19 protein-coding genes are annotated in these 21439 nt (G+C 35.5%); 3 read left to right on the top strand and 16 right to left on the bottom strand.

All coding sequences use genetic code 11. The features are described 5' to 3' along the window. Positions 1–8: 8 nt before the first annotated feature. From NSQ62_RS08805 to NSQ62_RS08780, 6 genes are all read right to left on the bottom strand, one after another. Positions 9–968: a phosphotransferase gene (locus NSQ62_RS08805; protein ID WP_341323560.1), complete on the bottom strand. Its 960-nt coding sequence runs from the start codon at positions 966–968 to the stop codon at positions 9–11. Positions 969–1069: 101 nt separating this feature from the next. After that, positions 1070–2260 carry a peptidase gene (locus NSQ62_RS08800; protein ID WP_341323559.1) on the bottom strand — a complete coding sequence of 397 codons (1191 nt, stop codon included), beginning with the start codon at positions 2258–2260 and terminating at the stop codon, positions 1070–1072. A 113-nt stretch (positions 2261–2373) separates the two neighbouring features. Then, complete coding sequence (locus tag NSQ62_RS08795; protein WP_341323558.1) at positions 2374–3567, bottom strand: HD-GYP domain-containing protein; 1194 nt, start codon at positions 3565–3567, stop codon at positions 2374–2376. 172 nt (positions 3568–3739) lie between these two features. Beyond that, entirely contained in the window at positions 3740–4123 is a 384-nt protein-coding gene (locus NSQ62_RS08790; protein WP_341323557.1) for a VOC family protein, read from the bottom strand. A gap of 85 nt (positions 4124–4208) precedes the next feature. Continuing rightward, on the bottom strand, positions 4209–5681 hold the full coding sequence (locus NSQ62_RS08785; protein ID WP_341323556.1) for an amidase family protein: 1473 nt from the start codon (positions 5679–5681) through the stop codon (positions 4209–4211). A gap of 227 nt (positions 5682–5908) precedes the next feature. Then, positions 5909–7747 (bottom strand): DNA ligase D, encoded by a 1839-nt coding sequence (locus NSQ62_RS08780; protein ID WP_341323555.1) that lies wholly within the window; start codon positions 7745–7747, stop codon positions 5909–5911. 104 nt (positions 7748–7851) lie between these two features. On the opposite strand from NSQ62_RS08780, the gene NSQ62_RS08775 reads away from it, so the two are divergent. Together NSQ62_RS08775 and NSQ62_RS08770 are read left to right on the top strand one after the other, a co-directional pair. Beyond that, a complete protein-coding gene (locus NSQ62_RS08775) occupies positions 7852–8682 on the top strand; it encodes a Ku protein (RefSeq protein WP_341323554.1) in 831 nt (276 codons plus the stop codon). Positions 8683–8805: 123 nt separating this feature from the next. Continuing rightward, complete coding sequence (locus tag NSQ62_RS08770) at positions 8806–9414, top strand: cysteine peptidase family C39 domain-containing protein (protein WP_341323553.1); 609 nt, start codon at positions 8806–8808, stop codon at positions 9412–9414. Between the two features lie 81 nt (positions 9415–9495). On the opposite strand, the gene NSQ62_RS08765 is transcribed toward NSQ62_RS08770, so the two are convergent. The 7 genes from NSQ62_RS08765 to NSQ62_RS08735 all read right to left on the bottom strand — a co-directional run bounded on the left by NSQ62_RS08765 (position 9496) and on the right by NSQ62_RS08735 (position 16849). Beyond that, complete coding sequence (locus tag NSQ62_RS08765) at positions 9496–10866, bottom strand: FAD-binding oxidoreductase (protein ID WP_341323552.1); 1371 nt, start codon at positions 10864–10866, stop codon at positions 9496–9498. A 216-nt stretch (positions 10867–11082) separates the two neighbouring features. After that, positions 11083–11760: an ABC transporter ATP-binding protein gene (locus NSQ62_RS08760; protein ID WP_341323551.1), complete on the bottom strand. Its 678-nt coding sequence runs from the start codon at positions 11758–11760 to the stop codon at positions 11083–11085. After that, positions 11761–12882, bottom strand: coding sequence for an ABC transporter permease (locus NSQ62_RS08755; RefSeq protein ID WP_341323550.1), 1122 nt, complete (start codon positions 12880–12882; stop codon positions 11761–11763). 546 nt (positions 12883–13428) lie between these two features. Beyond that, on the bottom strand, positions 13429–14118 hold the full coding sequence (locus tag NSQ62_RS08750) for an ABC transporter permease (protein WP_341323549.1): 690 nt from the start codon (positions 14116–14118) through the stop codon (positions 13429–13431). After that, on the bottom strand, positions 14111–15034 hold the full coding sequence (locus NSQ62_RS08745) for an ABC transporter ATP-binding protein (protein ID WP_341323548.1): 924 nt from the start codon (positions 15032–15034) through the stop codon (positions 14111–14113). The genes NSQ62_RS08750 and NSQ62_RS08745 overlap by 8 nt, the downstream gene beginning before the upstream one ends. Before the next feature lie 140 nt (positions 15035–15174). Further along, on the bottom strand, positions 15175–16107 hold the full coding sequence (locus NSQ62_RS08740; RefSeq protein ID WP_341323547.1) for a sensor histidine kinase: 933 nt from the start codon (positions 16105–16107) through the stop codon (positions 15175–15177). 4 nt (positions 16108–16111) lie between these two features. Further along, a complete protein-coding gene (locus tag NSQ62_RS08735) occupies positions 16112–16849 on the bottom strand; it encodes a response regulator transcription factor (RefSeq protein WP_341323546.1) in 738 nt (245 codons plus the stop codon). Positions 16850–17276: 427 nt separating this feature from the next. Between NSQ62_RS08735 and NSQ62_RS08730 the strand changes: the two genes are divergently transcribed. After that, on the top strand, positions 17277–18566 hold the full coding sequence (locus tag NSQ62_RS08730) for a transglutaminase domain-containing protein (RefSeq protein ID WP_341323545.1): 1290 nt from the start codon (positions 17277–17279) through the stop codon (positions 18564–18566). A gap of 301 nt (positions 18567–18867) precedes the next feature. Here the strand turns inward: NSQ62_RS08730 and NSQ62_RS08725 are convergent, their stop codons facing one another. The 3 genes from NSQ62_RS08725 to NSQ62_RS08715 form a co-directional block, all read right to left on the bottom strand. After that, positions 18868–19683, bottom strand: coding sequence for a hypothetical protein (locus NSQ62_RS08725; protein WP_341323544.1), 816 nt, complete (start codon positions 19681–19683; stop codon positions 18868–18870). Then, positions 19667–20215 (bottom strand): sigma-70 family RNA polymerase sigma factor, encoded by a 549-nt coding sequence (locus NSQ62_RS08720; protein ID WP_341323543.1) that lies wholly within the window; start codon positions 20213–20215, stop codon positions 19667–19669. The genes NSQ62_RS08725 and NSQ62_RS08720 overlap by 17 nt, the downstream gene beginning before the upstream one ends. A gap of 309 nt (positions 20216–20524) precedes the next feature. Beyond that, entirely contained in the window at positions 20525–21382 is an 858-nt protein-coding gene (locus NSQ62_RS08715; RefSeq protein WP_341323542.1) for an MBL fold metallo-hydrolase, read from the bottom strand. Between the last annotated feature and the right edge of the window lie 57 nt (positions 21383–21439).

The raw sequence follows: 21439 nt of genomic DNA, 5'->3' as shown, positions 1-21439 counted from the left end.
AATTAAGTCTATTTTAAAAACAAACCGTTTATGTCAAGGAAAGAATGATCTCTTTCAATTCTCATTCTAAAGTGGTTCATTATTCTTATCTGTTCTTCCGTTAACTTATCTTTATTCCAGTACATATGCATTAAGCTATATTCAAAGACTTCTTTTAGTTTTATAAATAAGGGCAGCTTTTCTAACATTTCCTTTGGGATGTCGTTTTCTTCTTGGTATCCCTCGATGATTGCTTTTGTAATACCTCTTCCATAGTCAATGATATTCCCACCACCGACAAATGAATACTCGATTGCACTATATATTGGAACAGCTAAATCAAAGATATAAAAATGCTTCTCACAATCTTGAAAATCAACCATTGTCAGTTTTAAATCCTGATCTACAACTACATTCTCTAACCATAAATCCCCGTGTAACAATCCATAATTGGCATTGTCTTTTGGGATGTCTTTAATCTTTGTTAAAATTTCTTGTGCAACAGCTCTAATCTTAGTTTCTTCCTCAGGGATATATTTCAAGAAAGCATATTCCTCATTTTGATACCAATCATTGATATATCTAGTCGGATGGATCTCTTCGAATTTTCTAGATAGGCGATGTAATTTACCAATTTGCCTGCCTAACTCTTTTAAAACCGTTGCATTCCATTGAATTCTTGCTAAGTGCTTACCAGGAGCAACTTCATAAAGAACCGTTAATACTTCCTTGTTATTGAGGATAATCTTTTCTACCTCTTTACCATTAATTGAAACGATTGTAGGTGATACCCCTAGCCCTTCTTTATGTAAATAGTTGGTATAGGTAACCTCTTCTACTTGTTCATCATGACTTTTGTAGTTTGTAATTCTTGCAAAGTATTCACCTTGTGTTGCGGTACAGCGATACATTTCATTTGTTACTGCTTCCACTTTAATAAAATCCACTGGATAGATTCCGTTGAGCAATTCTAGAATTTTTTGATCCATAACAGCTATCTCCCGTCTATATAATATGTAAATAATAACATAATTTATCCAGTTATTGAAAAAAGGCCCTTTCCTTGTTCTAGGAAAGCGCCTCCTGCTTTTTATTTAACTTCCTTTTTTCTCGCCAAATAAACTAATAAGATAAGCATTATCATCATCATTACAAAAAATGCCATAGCATCCCAAAACGCTGCACGGTTTCCTACTCCCAGTAGATTTAAATAAATTGTAGTAAACATGTAATAGAGCTGTGGTACAAAATACAAAACTGCTAAAAGTAAAGTTAAGAAGACTCCAACTATGTAAAATACACTATACATACGAATCAGATTCCATTCATCCTGGAACATCTCTTTATGATTCTTCCCTGATTTCCGATGTTTCTTAAGGAATGAACTCAAATATGTTTGGCCATTCTCCATTAGGTTATAACATCCTGTTACATTTTCAATGACGTAATAGACATCTGTTTTCATATAGAAACAGCATTGATATATAAATTTAATAAAAAGATCTAATACGACGATGCCAAGAATTCCGACAAAATTTGCATCTGGAAAAAGCAGCATAAAACCGAATGATAGGAAAAGAATAATCTGTTCAAAAGACATGCCTGCAAGATACAAGATATTGCGCTGTTTAGGTTCGAGCTTCCACGCTTGAGTCAGGTCGGTTTCAAAAACAATAAAAATCAGCCGGTTTCCGATACTTAACTTAGCTGGTAAATCATACGATCGAATGGCCAGGACATGCCCAAACTCATGAATTAAAATTAACACCAATGATATTAATAGATAACTAATCATATTTAGTACCATGGAATCGAATAGGAATATATCTTTGTAATGAGGAAAAAATTCTGGATTCAAGAAAAGAATTAATATGTTCGATACGAGCAGAAGCAAGTAAAATAGGTTCATCGTTTTATTAAAAAACAAACGTCCAACCCAGTGTGGAATCCATAAGAAACCAGCTGCATCTGATGCAGATTTAGCCTGCTTCTCTTTATTTCTATTAACTTGCACACCATCTACATTTTGAACAAGTCCTAACTCGACCAATTGTTCCACAAATTCAATGATATTCACATCTTCCGCTGGGTAGGCATCTTTAAGTACCGTTTCTATTGCTGCTAATGCTTCACCTTTTCCCAATCGTTTGATTGCATCAACACTTATCTCAGGCAATTCAAAGAAATCACCGGAAAGCGGCTCCTCCACGATATAATGTTTGTTATCTTTTTGAATGGATAGCGGATATAACGTTATTTTTGATTGCAAGGATACCTTCAACGTAAATCCTCCTCTATAAATTAAAAAAGGATGCTAAAATTACAGCACCCTAAAATGTACTTACTCATCCTTTCGGAATGATCCAACACCACCAGCAAGTAACTTTGATTTTATTAAGTTTGCGAATTTTCACGTATTTCTCCTCCTCTCATGTCCATACCTTTACGATATATTTTAGAAATTTGCACCCAATCTGGGTATATTTGTTTAAATATTTCTACCAGTTGTGGATCAAACTGACTCCCTTGTCCATCGAGAATTCGTTGATACGCTTCTTCAAATTGAAGTGCAGGGCGATAGGATCTGGATGAAGTCATCGCATCAAAAGCATCGGCAACCGCCGTAACTCTGGCTAAAAACGGAATATTTTCCCCAGCCAGTCCATCTGGATACCCTTTCCCGTCCCATCTTTCATGATGATGGTAAATCACTTCAATATTATCGGCAACCCCATCTACATCTCGCATAGCTTCGGCTCCCACAACAGGATGCGTCTTAATTATATCATATTCTTCATCTGTCAATCTACCAGACTTTGTCAAAATTGAATCCGGTATATTAACTTTTCCAATATCATGTAATAGACAGGCATAATAATAATAATTTAATTCAGACGGTTTAAATTTCCCTGTAGCCTCTGCCATATTCATTGCATATGCAGCAACTCGTTCACTATGTCCCCGAGTATACGGATCCTTCAACTCTAGTGTAGCAATAACTCCTTTAACAATACCCTCCAATTGTTCATCGTATGAGTATTTCAATGCTTTGATATAATTTAAAAAACGGTGAAGTAATATAAAGGAAATAAATGATAGTACGATCATTACACTAATTGGAAACAAAACCAACGGATCCTGTATAAATATACCAACCAAAATATATTTCAGTAATAAACCAACTGTTATATAATATGTAAATTTCTTATTCACAAAGATTGGAGAGAAAAGTATAATTACAAGTTCTACTAGATTTCCACTAGTGTAAGTAAGCGTACTATCTTTATAATACAATATATCTGAAAATAAATTAGTTGAAAAATAACCTAAAAATAATATGTATTTTACAGATTCTGTTTTCTCCTTTTTAATCAAATAAATAGATAAAGGGATGAGCGCAATGATGACTCCATATTTAACAAACATAAAATCGTACCATACTGTACTCTTTGCACCAACATTGCTCCACGGAAATGCTGGGAAAAGGTTATAATAAAATATTTCATAAACAAAAAATACTACATAAAATAGCCATAAAAATAGTATTGTTGAACGCTTTTCTTCTTGTAACAAAGATGTTCTCTTCATTTTTCACTCTCCTGTTTATTTACCACTCAATAGACCTTATGTTCTACATCCAATTATAACACGAGAATGGAAATTAGTTCTATATATCCACGATTTAAATTTCATAATTTTTTATTTATTCTAACCAAACATTTATCGAGTTAATGTTTGCTAATGAATCATTCAGCCTAATTTATTCAATAGAAGTGCAGATTTCAATATAATGTCCATCTGGGTCTGCTACATACGCGACTGTCTGTCCCCATGGCTTTTTAACAGGTTCTTTTATAATTGGTACACCTTGTCCGCGAAGATTGGCAATTGTAGCTGGCACATCTTCCACAACAAATCCAATTTCAAAAGTTTGAGTTGAACTAGATGCTTCTGGGACATTTAATCCTATTTCTTCTTTGACAGATTGCCGCGTATTTATCGAAAGAGTTGTTGCACCTGTATCAAATTCAACATATGTATCTTGCTGCATTTTGACAGGTAACTTCAGAATTTCTTTGTAGAAATGCATGGACTTTTCAAAATTGTTTACGTAAAGAATGACATATTTCATAGCTAGTTTCATTTGCTTCACCCTCATCATTAAGATTTTAATACCTAAATATGGGCGCCGCTTATTATTCCGCGCCCGATTGTTGAAAAAGGAATTTTCACTTTTTATAAAACTTTGGTGCCTTCCGGAACTTAGTTGCCTGTTCAAATGCAAATGCAAGTTTTATTAAAACTCCTTCACTAAAAGCAGTGCCTGCAAAAGTTATACCAAAAGGTCTTCCACTTTCCATATACCCAGCTGGTACAGCAATAGATGGATACCCGGCTTTCGCACTAATTGTTGACCCAATATAAGAAGGAAAGACAATTGCATCAAGTTCATACTTTTTCAAAGTATAATCAATTCCTTGTTCTTGAGAGAAATATAAGTCTTCTATTTTTGAGATTAAATATTCAGGATTTTTTAGTGTATTAGGAAACTTTTCTCTACGTTCTAATTTATCTTGACCATATTTCAAAGTTTTTTCTAAGCTTTTATTAAATTGAATTAATTCAGATATAGAATGCACCGGCATATGAGAAGGTAATCTATTAAGGTAATTATCTAGACTATGCTTCAACTCATATAAGGATACGCCCCATCCCCAATCTCTATGAAAAGAAGGAATCTCGATGTCTTCAATAACAGTGGCTCCTTGTTCGATTAATACTTGAATAGCATTTCCCACTAATTTTTCATCATATTCTCCGGATTCATAATAGTCTTTAGGTGCATTATTAAATAATCCAATTCTAGCACCGTTTAACCCCTCCTGTTCTAAATAGATTGTATAATCTTGTTGTAATCTGCCCTCACTTTTATAAGTAGCAACATCATCCTTATCTATACCTGTTAATGCACCTAATAAAATGGCCGCATCTTTAACGGTTCTTGCAAACGTTCCTGCCGTATCCTGAGAATATGTAAAAGGAATAATACCACTTCGGCTTACCAAACCTACAGTGGGTTTAATGCCGACTACCGAGTTTTGAATTGCAGGACTAAGGATTGATGCATCTGTTTCAGTTCCTAAGGATAAAACTGAAAAATTCGAAGCAACTGCCACTGCGGACCCTGAACTGGAACCACCAACAAAAAGGTTAGGGTCACCATAAGGGTTTAATGTTTGTCCTCCTCTAGAACTGTATCCTGCCCACATTTCACTAGACATTCCATTTGCTAATTCAGTCATATTTGCCTTGCCTAATACAACAGCACCTGCTTCACGAAGCTTTTTCACAAGAAATGCATCCTGATTAGCTAAATTGTTTGCTAATGCAATTGTTCCTGCACTCGTATGCATTGAATCTTTTGTTTCTATATTGTCTTTGAGTACAATCGGAATCCCATGTAAAAGTCCCCTAACCCCTTTTAAATTTCTTTCATTATCTAGTGCTTCTGCAATAAATATCGCTTCAGGATTTATTTCCAGCATAGAATTAATTTTTGGTCCATTCTGGTCATACTTTGCAATTCTATACAAATAATACATGACTAATTCTTTTGAAGTTATTACTCCGTTTTCCATAGCTACTTGAATCTCATTTATTGAGAGTTCTTCTCTAAAAAAACTTTTAAAATTTATCCCCATTCTTGTTAACCTGTCCTTATGTTTTTTATGATACTTTATATATATTCAATAGCAATATTAAGAAATCCTGTTTACTAAGAAGTATATAATTTGAAATCACCTACCTCAAGTTACTCCACAATCTGTCCCGATTGCTGAACAAACGCAAAAAGAGTAATACAGATGACCTGTTTACTCTTTTGTCCACAATTAAGCTGAATTGATTTTGCCCGTCCCCAAACCTTAGATCAACTTAATCCATTCATTTGGTTAACAACCGATTTAAAGTCCTGCTTTTCCCCGACATCTCTAAAATGTTTAAAAAGGTCCCCCACATTATTAATTCGATTAATTACATGCGGAATGTTAAACATGTCTGGTCTCAGTTGCTCAGTTACCTCATCCCAGTGTAATGGCGTGGCTATTAAACCTTTTTCATTTCCGCGCGCAGAATAGGGTGCGACAATGGTTTTTCCTTCTTTATGTTGTACATAATCCAAATATAATTTATTTCCTCTATTTTTCTTAAGTCGTTCAATTGTAAACGACTGGGGATACTGCTGAACTAAAAATTCACATACAAACTCCGTAAACACACCGGTTTCTTCATATGAAAATGCATTTAGCGGCAATGGAATATACACTTGCATCCCCTTTCCACCTGATGTTTTTACGAACGATTGAAGGCCAAAATGATCCAATATGGTTTTCAATTTTAATGCAGCATTCACCGCTAAGTGAAAGTCATCAACAGAAGGCGGATCTAAGTCAAATACAATCTCAGTCGGTTTGCCAATCGGAAATGGTTGAAACGGAATATGAAATTCTATCGCTAGTTGATTTCCTAGCCACAATAACGTTTCAAGGTTGTTACAAATTGCAAAATTAGTATCTTCTACTAAATATGTGGCTACAAAGTCAGGAATATTGTCTGGATAATTTTTTTGGTAGAAGCTCTCACCGGGTACGCCATGAGGATAGCGAATAGTAGTTAATAATCGATCCTTTAAAAAAGGTAGCATATAAGGAGCAACTTTTTGCAGGTACAATAAATAATCATCTTTTGTAATTTTGCTTGCTGGAAATACCGGTTTATCTGGATGTGTGATTGCAACATTTTCAGGAATCGGATGTAATTGGCGTTGCATCTGTTGCCAATTACATTCATTAGGATCTACATTAAGCTGAAACGAATGAAATCTTGGTTCCCTCAATTTATTGCCATCAAAATCAATACAGGCAATTGATACACAGATTGAAGGCGGGAGCTCCCAAATTTCATTGCTTATTAATGTGCCATTGTTCATAAATAGGGTCATTAACGTTTTCTCTTCATCCTTATTAAATCCATGTTTAAACGTTACTACCTCAATCAGATTTTCATCTTTAAAAACAACCGCATCAAAAAAACCGTTCGATTTAGTAAATTTTGTTACTAACACATTTACATATCGCCAGTTTTTAATCTTCAACCAATTTTTCGTCCTTTTCGACTCCAACCATTTACTTGTGCTTTTCTTAGCAATAATACCTTCACCGTTTGATAATTTTACTCTTCGCCATAGTAAATCCCCGTCTTTATAAACGTCTATAGCTTGTAAACGTTTAGTATCCATGTACTTCACACTAGTTGGAAGGTTGAGGGCATTAAATAGCTCTTTCAGTAATTGCTTTCTAACGGTCAATGGGCTATTTACTTTTGACTTCCCCACATATTCCAATAGATCAAACACAATATAATGACACGGAAATGATTCAGCACTAGCTTCAACGTTTTGGCCATTCCGCAGCTTTCCGCGCTTCTGAACAACTGAAAAATCACTTTGGTAATCGTTTATCAAATACACCAGCTCACCGTCCAACATAAGTGGCAAATAGCGTTCAACCTCGTTATATATTGCCTCACAAAAACGAAGGATTTCAGGAAACATTTCATTAAGTACGTTGTTATTTCGACTTTTCAAAACCGGTGCTGGCTCCCCTTTTTCCCAGATTAAAATACAACGAATCCCATCATACTTTGTTTCGTATAGCCAACCCTCCCCGACTGGCATTTCAATTGAATCTGTTAATAACATTGGTTTCAAAATTCAAGCCAACTTTCATTTTTTCTAATATCTTTTGTTTTTTTTACACTACCATACATAAAAATAATTTTAATCTAGATAATAAAGAAAAATGAGGTGACAAAATGCATACAGTTTGGAAAGGTAGTATTAGTTTTGGTTTAGTTAACATCCCTGTAAAGCTTCATGCTGCTACCGAAAATAAAGATGTGAAATTGAGACAGCTCCATAAAGAATGTCATACACCGATTAGTTACAAAAAAGTATGTGAAGGTTGTCAGAAAGAAGTGAAGGACGAGGAAATCGTAAAGGCCTACGAGTATACCAAAAACAAATTTGTCATATTAGATGAAGAAGACTTAGAAAATATACGTAAAGAAGCGGAAGACAAAGCAGTTCAAATTATAGACTTTGTGAAATTGGAGGAGATTGATCCGATCTATTTCGAAAAGACTTACTATTTATCACCGGATACGACAGGTGCGAAAGCCTATGTATTATTACGAAAAACTTTAGAGGAATCAGGTAAAATTGGGATTGCGAAAATAACGATTAGAGCAAAGGAACAATTAGCGATTGTCCGGGTATATAAGAATACTTTGGTCATGGAAGTCATTCATTTCCCCGACGAAGTAAGAGATGCGAAGGACGTACCAAACATTCCAGGAGTCGAGACTGTTGTACAAAAAGAACTTGAGACCGCGCTCATGTTAGTAGATCAATTAACGACGGAGTTTGATCCTACAAAATACACAGATGATTATCGTACTGCTCTTATGCAATTAATAGAGGCAAAACAAGCGGAAGGAAATGGAACTGTAACAGTAAACGATAAGCGACCACTTCCTGATAATGTAACAGACCTAATGTCAGCTCTTCAGGCATCATTAGATAAAACGAAGAAACCGACAACAAGAAAAAAACGTACAACTACAAGAACAAAGAAAAACGCGTGAATTATATCAAGACACAAAAGCCCATCTCCAATAAAGGAAATGGGCTTCGATTTACATCCAATTTATGGTATTATCAAGTGGTATCGTTTTAGATATGGACACTAAAGCAATGGAGGAAATAGTATGTTTATAGTTAGAACCGTTATTTTATGGATTATTATCTCAATTAGCATTAATGCCTATTTAATGACATTACCGATTCCTATTTTACGAAAAAGAGACTATCCAGCTAACTATCTAATTCCACAAAACAATCGAATAGATTTTCAACAAAATTCGGAATGTGCAGCGTTTTCAACAGCGTATCTGTTGCGTCATTTTGGTATAGAGGCAGAGGGCGAATCATTATATAAGTATTTTCCTAGTAAAACGAAGGCCGGCAATGTATATCCAAAAGGAATCCGAGAAGTGTTAAGTAAAAAAGGCTTTAAAACAAACTATTATAAAGGAAATATAAATACATTAAAGTACGAAGTGAGTAAAGGAACGCCTGTAATTGTTTTTATCAAAGTACAAAAGGATCGTAATTATTTGCATTTTGTCCCTGTTGTAGGCTATGACCAGAACTATATTTACCTTGCAGAATCATTAAAGCATCTGGTGAATTGCGATGATGGCCTCAAGAGCTATAATCGAAAAGTTCCGATTAATGAGTTTAAGAAATTATGGAATGTAAAGAGAATTCATATGCTTCCTTATAGCAATACTTACATAACCGTAGAAGCCACTTAGAGTTACGCCCGATCTGAATGAAAAACACATAAAAAGGCCCGTCTGAAAACGAATTTCCAGACAGACCCTCCCTCTATTTAATTACTTCACTACTTTAATATTATGATTATGACAAAATACGTTTGTCGGGTCATATAACGCTTTTACTTGCTGTAAACGCGCGTAATTATCAGCAAATGCATCCTCTACTGCATTCTCTGTAGGATTAATAGAGTTTAAGTAAGATGCCTTTTTATGCGCGTACGGCAATAATCCCGCATATAAATCGTCAATCCATGTTTCACATACTGCATCGTCGTCAGCCATTGCCATCACGTCCACGATTAATGCCCAGCCCGCATCACGCATCGCAAATGGAGACGTTTCAGATGTCATTTCGTTCATCTTGCCACCGAGTGACCACACTTGCCCTAAAATTCCAGGTGATGGTGGTGCATCCATAAAGCTTAAAAACGTCTGCAAGGTTTCCCCTTCTAATTTATCGAAGTATAAGGCTGTGCCGTAGCAGTTGACGCTTGGTGGAATCATCGGATCCAGCTTTTGCTGTAGTGCACGATACGGCATAATCGCTGATTGGTCCATGATTGGCGTTGCTAACTCGCGGAGCGGTTGCATTGCTGCTTCGCCGTCCTCTTTCGCCCCTGCATACATTCCTAACACCATAATGACTTTTTTGAAGTGTAGCGCTTCTGGCAAAAATGGTACTGGAGGTAAAATCGTAACCGTGAAGTTGACCGCCACACTTTCATTTGGTGCGGCCTCTACAAAGCGTTGTGCCTTGGTGAACACCTCTTCAGCATCTGCGTAGTCATACATTAAATCTAATGCAAATACATCCGTGCCGATTTCATACGCTTGGAATACAAGCTTCGTTACAACACCGAAGTTGCCACCTCCACCGCGAAGTGCCCATAAAAGATCAGGGTGTGCATATTCATCTACTGTTAGAATTTCTCCATCTGCCGTCACAATTGTCGCGCCGATAATATTGTCGCAGGCTAAGCCATAGACACCGCGCAAATAGCCAATTCCACCACTTAGCGCTACACCAAATGCGCCTGGGTTTGAAGCGGTTCCTATTGGTACGGCTAAACCGTACTTTTGTACTTCAGCTGTTAGTTCCCCTGCCTTTACGCCGGCTTCCGCTTCTACAGTTTTCGTTTCTTCATTTACCGTCATTGTTTTCATAGCTGACATATCGATTGCCACACTACCTTCTGCTATGGCAAACCCTGCTAAATGGTGTCCGCCACCTTTGACAGCGATCGTTAAACTTCTTGCATTTGCATAGTTTACGGCCTCTACTACATCTTGTTCTGTTTCACAAAAAATGATGGCTGCAGGTTTTGACTGGACCGCGGAGTTGAAAATATGGCATTTCTCTTCATACAGCTCGCTTGTCGGTAATAGTAACTTCCCTTGTAACGCTTGCTCGTATTGCTGGATACTCATTCGACACCTCATTCAATTTTCTGATTCCCTTAAAGGGACATCAGGTATGTATATGCAAACAGCTCCGGGAATACGACTCTGATTTACACCCAATATGAACAAATAGGTAAGTATATTGCGATCTTACTTGTATTTAAGAATGAGCGTTCTTTTTTATAAGTAAAAAAATAGCTTATGAAAATCAAGTTTGATTTCATAAGCTATTTCAACCTCTTATTAAGCTTCTAGCGTTAATACGCCGTCTTCCATGCGGTATACTTTATCACAAAACTCCAACATACGTTCGTCATGGGTTACCATAACAGCAGCTTTGTTGCGTTCTTTTACTTCATTTCGAATTTGTTTAACTACTTCAAATGCACGGTTAGAGTCTAAACTTGCCGTAGGTTCATCTGCTAAAATGACGTTTGAGTTGTTAACAAATGCACGAGCTATCGCAACACGTTGACGTTCTCCTCCTGATAATTCATTCGGGAATTTCGTTAATTTTTGGCTTAAACCTAAGTCATTTAACAAAGTTTTCGCGAAATCGACTTCTTTAGAGGTTACTTTGCCTTTCATCTTACACACAAGTAGAAGTTGATCCAATACATTCAAATACGGAATTAAGTTCGATGTTTGTAAGATGAAGCCGATGTCTGTTAAACGGAATGAAGAAAGCTCTTTTTCTTTCATGTTCCCAATGTTTGTTTCATTTACTAATACTTCACCTTTAGATGGTTGTAGGAGAGCACCAGCAATGGATAATAATGTACTTTTCCCTGAACCAGATGGACCAATAATAGCGATAAAGTCACCAGGATTTACAGTTAAGGATACATTTTTTAAAGCGTCTACTGTTGAGTCGCCTTCTTTAAATGATTTTGTGACACCTTTTAATACTAAACCAGTCATTTATTCCACTCTCCCAATCGCTGTTAATGGATCGATTTTTGTTACCTGACGAGCTGAAATAACAGAACCTAAAACAGATACAATTAATAAGATAACGCCATATATCAGTACCATTTTAAAGTCTAAGTTAAATGGCATTCCTTCTGGGAAGACTAAAGCCGTTAAATATGTCAATGCGATACCAGCGATAATGCTTACTAATGATAAAACAAATACTTGTGAGATAATTGAATTTTTAATAAAACGGTCTGAAGCACCAATTGCTTTCATAACGCCGAATTGCTGCGTTTTTTGTAAGATGAATACATAGAAGAATACAGCGATAATAACTGCTGAGATGGCAAATAAGAACGCTAGCATCATATAAATTGTTGCGCTTTCTTCTTTATAACCAGGCATTCCCATAATAGCTTCTGATTTTGTTACAGTTTCGATTGCATCATAGTTGCTTGCAATCGCATCTGCATCAACGTTTTTACCTTGTAGGGCGATCATGGCTACTGGGCTTTCTAACCCGTTGTCTGAGCCCGGCGCTGCGAATGCATAGGTTTGCCAAGTTTCAACATTTGCGAATACAGTTGGTAAATGGTTAAATGTTTCACCTTTTGTAATACCAACAACCTCTAACGTGATGTCAGAAGATTTCACTTCGATTTTATCGCCAATTGAATAGCCTTTTTCCACTAATGATTCATCGATAATAACATCGAATAAATCGTCTTTTGAAAGCTGTTTACCTTCGATTACTTTTGGCTCGATAAATTTCCCTGGGTCAATCCCTAAGAAAGCAACGTCCTCATTTACTTTTGAGTCTGTTATCTCAGGATTGTGTACGATAATTGTAGATTGTCCAAGTTTTGCTGCTTCTTTGACACCGTATTTACCTTCGATATCATCTGCAATTGTTCCAGACACTTTCGTTTTCATCATCGTTCCTTCAGAACCCTCTTCATAAATGAAAAGATCTCCGTCAATATTTTTCATCGTTGCCGCTGCTAATGTTGATAAACCATTACCTAGGCCCGACAAAATAAAAACAAGCCATGCGATTAGCATAATAATGGCGCCAATCATTGCAAAACGTGTTTTTGAATGTTTCATTTCTTTTATTGCTAAAAACATTCTCAGTTCCCCCTAATATATATGTCGAATAGATTTCTCAATTTTTCTAATTACTTTAAAATTGATTATATGAAAATAAGTTATCCCAATTTTAAAAACTATCTTCAAATAACAAAGTTTGTACAGAAAAAAATTGAATATAGCTTTATCGAATTTGGATAAATATGTTCTCACTCTACTTCGCCTTTCGAATTATAGACGCTGAATATAAACTTTATATAAACTATTCAAGGTTTTATATTAAAATTTATATAAACAAATACTGCAATTTTAGTGTTGTTTTGAATAAGATTAACAAAAAAATATTAGCCTATTCGTTATATTGAAATATTTTATATCGTGTTATGTGCTAACACTGATAGCTCCCTAAATATATAAATATATCTACACGTAGCAAGTAATTCAAAAAATAATTAAGAAAAAGGCCTAAGCTCCGCAAGTTACAGAGCTTAAGCCTAATAGTGAAAATATACCTATATGAATATTCTATATTTAGAAACGCGGTGTGATCAATGGAAATACACTATTTTTATTAGAATTGAAGAATCAAATATCAACATGTTCAATATTTCTAACTGTCAAATAACCAATGATGACTCCTATTAGCGCAAGAGAAACCAGGATGGCAATTAGATTAACCATACTAACCCCATCAATTGTTGATCCTGTAATGGATGCTAGAAGAATAGCTGAAATAATTGTGGCGTTTGATGATTTTTTACGCAATCCAAAAAATAGTGGAATAAGACTCACACCTGCCGCAGCCAGTGCACCGAAAAAACTTGTCGTTAGATAGGTTAAAACATTCTCTCCACTAATCGATTCAGGGACTATATGGAGCATGGGATTCAGTAAATAAACGCTAATACTCATCAACAATGATGAAAACATAACCGTTGTAAAAGTAAAGATAACAACAATGAGTAGCTTCGAAAGCAAAATCTTCTTTCTACTAATTGGGTAAGTAAACATAATGCTGATTAAATTATTTTTATATTCATCTATGACTATTTTGACCATTATAACCGATGAAAAAATAAGAAATGTAGCTCGAATTACAGTATCACTCATACTCATTAACATATCAAAATCTTCAAATGGAACATTTAAATCCATTTTTTCTATAATAAATATCATAGTCATCAAAGCGATTATACTTATATTTGCTATTAGGACCCCTAACCAGTAATTAAATAGCTTATGTTTCTTAATTTCTAGATGAATAAGTTTAAGCAATTGGCCCACCCCCATTGATCATTTTCATAAAGTAATCTTCTAATGAATGTTCTTTCTTATTCATTTTTGTTACAAGAACGTCATTCAAAATAAGTGCTTTCGAAATTTCTCCTTCAGCTATTTCCGACTCATATATGCGAATTGTTTGTGTATCTATAATTTTAAAGTTCGTGATTTTTAATATTTCATTAATTACAAACACAGATTTCTTAATATCATCTGTTTCTAACTCGATATAGCCTACATTTTCTAATCGAATTTCTTCCATTAATACTTCATTAATGAGACGGCCTTCTTTAATAATGGCAATGGTGTCTGCAACTTTTTCGATTTCCCCAAGATTATGACTAGATATCAACAATGTCATCCCATAATCTTCCTTCAAAATCTTGAAAAGCTTGCGAACTTCTTTAATCCCAACCGGGTCAAGGCCATTTAATGGTTCATCGAGTATTAATAATTCTGGTTTGGAAAGTATGGCCCTTGCAATGCCTAATCGCTGCTTCATCCCTAATGAAAAATCCTTTACTGGTTTATCTTCAAAGTCCTTTAATTGAACCATCGTGAGCGCAGCATCGATTCCATCTTTATCGTAGTAACCGATATATTCACAGTGAAGTTTTAAGTTTTCTCTAGCTGTTAATTTGTCATAAAATATAGGGTATTCAATGATATTACCTATTCTTTTGAAAAGCTCATAGGATGTAGGCGTTAATTTTTGATCAAAAACGAGAATCTCCCCATGTGATGGCTTTACCAAATTTAAAATCATTCTCATGATGGTTGTTTTCCCTGCACCATTCGGACCTAAAAAGCCGTAAATTTCCCCCTTCTTTACATGTAAATTCACATTTGAAACAACTTCCTTATCTTTATAAATTTTCGTTAAATTCTTTGCCTGTAGTATATAGTTCATTTTCTAACCCCTTTCATAATTCAATTGTATCGAATAAAACTATCCTTTTTATTAACCATTCCTTACGAATTCCTTACTTTCCCAAAAAAATAGTTGGAATACTTAACATCTATTCGATATTAGGTATTCCAACAACATGCTTACCCTATAAATCTATTTAATTTAACGGTGAAGGCCGTTCTCTCGTAAGGCGTACTCTCTAATAAAATTTCTCCACCCATTTTTTCTACTAATGTTTTCGTAATCGTTAAGCCAAGGCCGCTTCCCTGGTAACGACTATTTCGTGAATCATCCATTGTATACATCCGATCAAAAACATGCTCTTTATGTATTTCATCTATCCCCTTCCCCTGATCCGATACAACTATATAAATATGCCCCTTATCAGCCTTTACCTCTACGCCGACCATTCTTCCATCAGCACCATATTTAATGGCGTTAGACAGTAAATTATCGAGAACTCTCTCCATTTCTACTGTATTTACAAAGGCATAATAACTTTCTTCAGGAATTAATATGGATACTTTAAAATCTTCACTCGACACTATATCATAATAATCGAGAATTTTTTTTCGACAGATTTCATTTATATTAACTTTTGAAACTTCCACTGTCTTATCCTCTGATTCAAGCTTCGCTAATTCAAAAAACTTATTGATTAATCCAATGACCTCCTCTGCCTTTAAATTCACTATATTTAATAACGAATTCATTTGTTGAGGACTGAGACTTTCATCATTGGTCATCATTTCTGTATAACCTAGAATAACTGTAAGAGGTGTTTTAATATCATGTGAAATATTCGACAGCATTCTTCTCATGGAACGTTCAATACGATTGTAATCAGCTGCCATGATTTGGTTGTAATCTAATAAACGATTTATTTGCGTTAGTACAGACTGGATTTGACTATTTTCCGTATAAAGCAATAATTTTTCTTCGGTTTTTTCTAGTACAATTCGTTGCAGCTTTAAATGGATATATTCCAGTTGTTTGTAATGTGCATTACGTTTCATATACAGATAGATATTTAAACAAAGCGACAGTCCGAGAACAATGAGGAGAACGACCATATTATTAGAATTCCCCCATTCTATAGCCGATTCCCCATAAAGTTTGAACATACTTAGGGTTTGAAGGATCTTCTTCTATCTTTTCTCTAAGCCTTCTGATATGTACATTGATTACATTCATATCTTGCACATACTCTGCTTGCCATACAAGATTATATAATTGCTCCTTCGTAAATACTTGCTTTGGTTTATTTAAAAATAAACAAAAAATATTAAATTCTGTAGCTGTAAGTTTCAAATTTTCACCATTTTTAGTTACAGCGTACGCGTTCAAATCAACTACTAAATCTCCTACTCTAATAATATGCTCTTGTTTATTTGTAATTTCAGTAGAATAATTTGCCGTTCTTCGAATGAGCGCTTTAATTCTGGCGATTAATTCTATCATTGAAAAAGGTTTTGAAATGTAGTCATCGGCCCCCATCCCAAGCCCCAATGCTTTGTCTACATCATCTCCTTTTGCAGACATAATTAAAATTGGCACTACACTATTAAGTCGAATCATCCTTAGACATTCTAGTCCGTCCACTTTAGGTAGCATTAAATCTAACAGAATTAAATCAAAGTCCTGCTCACGACTCATGACATCTAAAGCTTCTTCGCCATCATATACAGCCGTTATTAAATAATCTTCCCTAGATAAACTATCACTAACCATTTGGCTAATCGCCTGGTCATCCTCAATAATCAATATTTTTTTCTTCAATATAAACACTCCACTTCTAAATGGTGCTACGTTCATTCCTTTATTATAAAATAAAATCAGTTCATTGGAAATCTATTACACAACAGAAAAAACCCGGAAAAATTATTTTCCGGGCGTGATTACCACTTACATATAATTCTCCATGACACACTGCCTCGCTTTCACATTAATTCTCCTAAGAAAATTTTGCTCTAGCTGTAATCAGTTTTGATGGTCCTTCAGAGATAACGATCAATCGCACTCATCGGGTTAACCCTCCTAGTCATTTAGATTTTGGAAGTGAAATCTTTTATATTATAGGTCGATAATTAACTTTTATACGTTTACTTTAAAAAACTTTTATTGTCATCTGTAGCTGGGCTTCTAAAGTTTTGCGATACTACGGCACAGTTCCATTAAAGTGGTTAATTTCAACATTTCACTTTACAATAGAAATAGATTTATTACTTAATGGAGGCCGCTTATGAGCAATCTTATTCTTTTTTCTGTGCTATTTCTTTTTCTATTTAGCCTGTTCTTCGTAACATTCAAATCGTTTATGGGGCAGTTTTATATACGCAAAAAACTCAAAAAAGAGCTGAAAAATTACCGAGCTCAAATTCAGCAAGCAAAAGGTTATAATTCCCTATTATTCGAGATTTATAAACGCATCTATGAGCAAGTCATTTACGACCGAAATCGATTTTTGATTCGAAATAGACGTCAATTTGAGCGACAAGTCAATAACGAGCTCAAGCGAATAACTAAAAATCCATTTACGCGGTTCTATTCGAAATCCGTCGCTACTATTAAAGGCTTAAGTGCGTTCGTTTTCTTCCTCGCTAGCCTGCTTTTTGGTGCGATTGTCGTCGATGAATATAAGGCATCTTCGTTAACATTGCCTACAGTCAATCCAGAGATCAAATTACAAGTTAGCGGAAATATTGAAGATGGATTCAAACAACTGGTCTCTACTATTTTGTCTAGTAATGAACTGAAAAGCTTTGAATTACCCGACATTCAAGCAGAGGACATTGTTCCCATCTACCCTACACAGGACGCTCCAGCTTCAACTGCTTCGGCAGCGCAATTAGGACCAGCGATTGCGGGGAACATGCGGAACTTCGAAGCGCAGTTTACCATTCAATATGAAGGAAACATTCAAAATTTTGACGAGGATTTAGAAAATGCCTATGAATATTTAAAGGAAAATGAGCCTTATTTCTGGGCGATTATGAGTGATTTTAGTACGCGAGCAATTGGCAACGAGCGTGCTGTTGAACTTCAAGCAACCATATCTTACGATTTAACCGCCGAACAAAATGCCCTCGTACTGGGGAAAATCAAACAAGTTACTCAAAGTTTAAGTGCGGGGTTAACAGACGCTGAAAAAGTGAAATTTGTGAACGATTATTTAGTTTCACAAACCAAATATAATGCCCAAAGCGCGGTCAACCCACATACGCCCTACGCGATTTTATTTCATGGAGAAGGCGTATGTGAAGGCTATGCACTTGCTGCGTACCTTATGTTAGAGGAACTAGGGGTCGAAGCAAAATATGTCGTAGGTGATGCTGGTGGACCACATGCATGGAACCTAGTGAAAGTAGACAATGCTTGGTATCATTTAGACACTACTTGGAATGACCCCCTCCCCGACCAAGGAAAAAATATTCGCTATGATTACTTTTTAATTTCTGACAAAACGATTACCAAAAATCATCAGTGGGATACGACACTTTATCCGGCTACTGCTACAGAGGACTATTTATAATAGTGGAAACGTTCATACACTATCTGTGGTTGAAAGCTCCTAAATAATTGAAGGATCAAAATCGGTACCGGGTGCACAAACAAGTCAGAATTGTTTGTGCACCCGGCACGTTATATACTTCACTAGAGTTTGTCAGCAAGAAGCAAAACCAATCGTTGAATGCCATTGCGAAAGCAGCTAATATATATTAAGCCGTTCATCAGAGTCAAATGCAAAATAGCCATCTATCCGATAAAAAATTCAGATAGATGGCCATTTATTGCTTTTATTACTTATCTTCTATTTTATTAAAAAATATACTCTAGTCCTCGGTATTTATTTCTAATAAATTCTTTACTGCTAATTCTGATTTCAAAGATTCTGTAAAATTTAGTATATCCGTTTTAGAATAAGGGTTGGCATAAAAATCATCATGAATGTCATAAGTTTGAACGATTATTGTATACTTTTCTTGATTCATTAATATTTCCGAAACAGCTATAATGTATTTATTTTCTTCCATATTCCTATGTGTTTTAGATTCTGGAATGAGACTCCATTCTCCTACTTTTTCTACTATTTCATGGTTGTCTTCAAGGTTAATTTCACCTTTAAAAATTTGGGTGAAGTAAGCATTTTGTTGACTTTGAAAACTTAAGGCTAAGGTGATTTCCTTTGAAGAATAGGGTTCTTTGTATTCACCGCTTTTAGACAAGTAATTAAAACTAGCTTTCTTAAGTTCATACTTTTCTGGATTGTTAATAATCGATCGTTGTAAATTGTTTGTTACTTCATTTGACATCATTTCCCGACTTCTTTCAATGGCCTTTCCATTAACCATACTATCTAAAGAAACATTTATATGCTCATTATCCTCAGTTTCCTGTTCTTCCACTGCAAAGTAAGCAGATTGGGAGCTACTATTAAAGTTCAAATTTTTAAAAAACGGTAAGCTTAGAATGGTAAACAAAACAATTGCCGAAGCCAAAACGGTGTAATAAACTCCATAAAACTTTTTTGTTGAGCTTTTATTTGCTGTTTTTCTACGAATTTGCTGACTTTCTTCGCGAGAAAAGTGTACATGTTTATTCAAGTATCCCTGTACCTCTTCTTTCACATGTTTATCGAACTTGTCCACTAGTATCACTCCTTTCCAATTTATTTTGAAGAATTTTCTTTCCACGAAGTAATCTTGATTTAATCGTATTAATATTTACATTGAGGATTTCACTTATTTCGGTCATAGTTAATTGCTGATAATAATATAGGATGATTACCTCTTTATATTTAGTTGGTAGTTTAGCTATTTGTTCTATCATACTTCTTGAAGTCTGTTCATTAATAAATTGTTCTTCTGCAGATGGTGCCGTGAAAACGGATGAAATAATCGGCCTATAAATCAGTTTTTTTATACTCCAACGCTTCTTATAATCCTTACATTTATTGATAGTAATACGGATTAACCAAGTCTTATAGCTAGATTCATGTCGGAAGCTAGATAACTTTTGGTAACAGGATATAAAGACTTCTTGAATAATATCCTCACATTCAGACATGTCATTTACATATAAGAAAGCAATTCTTTTCAAATCGGTTGCATAGTCCTCCATCAGTTGATTTAGCAATACGTCTGATGAAACTTCTGAATATTCTGCTTCAAGATCTATCACTCATTGCACCTCCCCTTATAAATTAGACGAGCATCGAATTGATATTGACTCACAAAAGTTTTATTATTTCATTTCTTGCTTAAAACTGTAAAAGGTTAAAATTTCGGCTCTGCGCCAAAATCTGTTCTTGCTAAACACAAAAAACATCTGTATCCGCTAAAGTTTAGAGTACCACTAAACAACAGAGCGAGGTATACAGATGCATTTCCATTCTTTAAACGTGTAAGGATTGTCATGCCCATTTTGTGTGGCACTACTAATGTGTTGAGTCGAAAAAGCACTATATAAAGGCAAGTCGGTACCATACTTTCAATTTAAATACTTCCCTTGATTAGGCAACGCAATTTGTTCAAATTCATTCGTTAACTTTTGTAAGTTTGTCGTCAATTCTTCACCCATCATCGGTACCCCGTGTCCGGTAATGGCTACTGTGGGTTTTAAAGCTTCTAACGTGTTTACGGAATGGAAAGCAGCCAACCAATCCGTCGTAAAGTATCTTGGAGGGCCACTGATTTCTTTTTGTTGTAACAACACCTTATACAGAGACTCTTGCTTTACCGTCACAAACGCATCCCCTGCAATTAACGCACCATCCTCATCTCTGAATAGTGAGATGTGCCCTGGTGTATGGCCGGGCGTATGAATCCAGCGAAAACCATCCATATTCGGGATTGTTCCATCTAACGGAAGTGCTTTCACATGCGCACCTAAATCAATGGCCTCATTAGGAAAGAATGGTGAAACTTTTGCAATCAAACCACCATTAACACTTGAATCGGCTTCAGGATAATTTTTTTGACCCGTTAAATAAGGCAACTCTAAAGGATGTGCATAGACAGGGACTTGCCAATACTCGATTAATTCAATAATCGCGCCTACATGATCAAAATGACCATGTGTCAAAACGATTGCGCTCGGTCTGCAATCTGCGCCAAACCGCTTTTCAGCTACCCCAATGATTTCCTTTGCACTTTTGGGCATCCCTGCATCAATTAATACAAACTCACTGTTATCTGGGTTTCCGTAGAATACAATATTCACAATTTGAATCGTGTGCATATACAAGTCAGGTAGTACCTCGATGCCGTTTCCACTTCGGAGTGAAGTAGCTGGGATATATTTGTAGTCGCTACCGTAGTTCATGTCATTGTTTAGGTTGTTGTTCATGGAATACCTTCTTTCCCTTTAGCTATTATCGGCTTAGGGTGGGTATTTTGGGGAGGT

It is taken from the genome of Solibacillus sp. FSL H8-0523 (assembly GCF_038051985.1).
GTDB lineage: Bacteria > Bacillota > Bacilli > Bacillales_A > Planococcaceae > Solibacillus.
The sequence above is the reverse complement of the archived record's forward strand: the minus strand, read 5'-3'. Positions and strand labels throughout refer to the sequence as shown.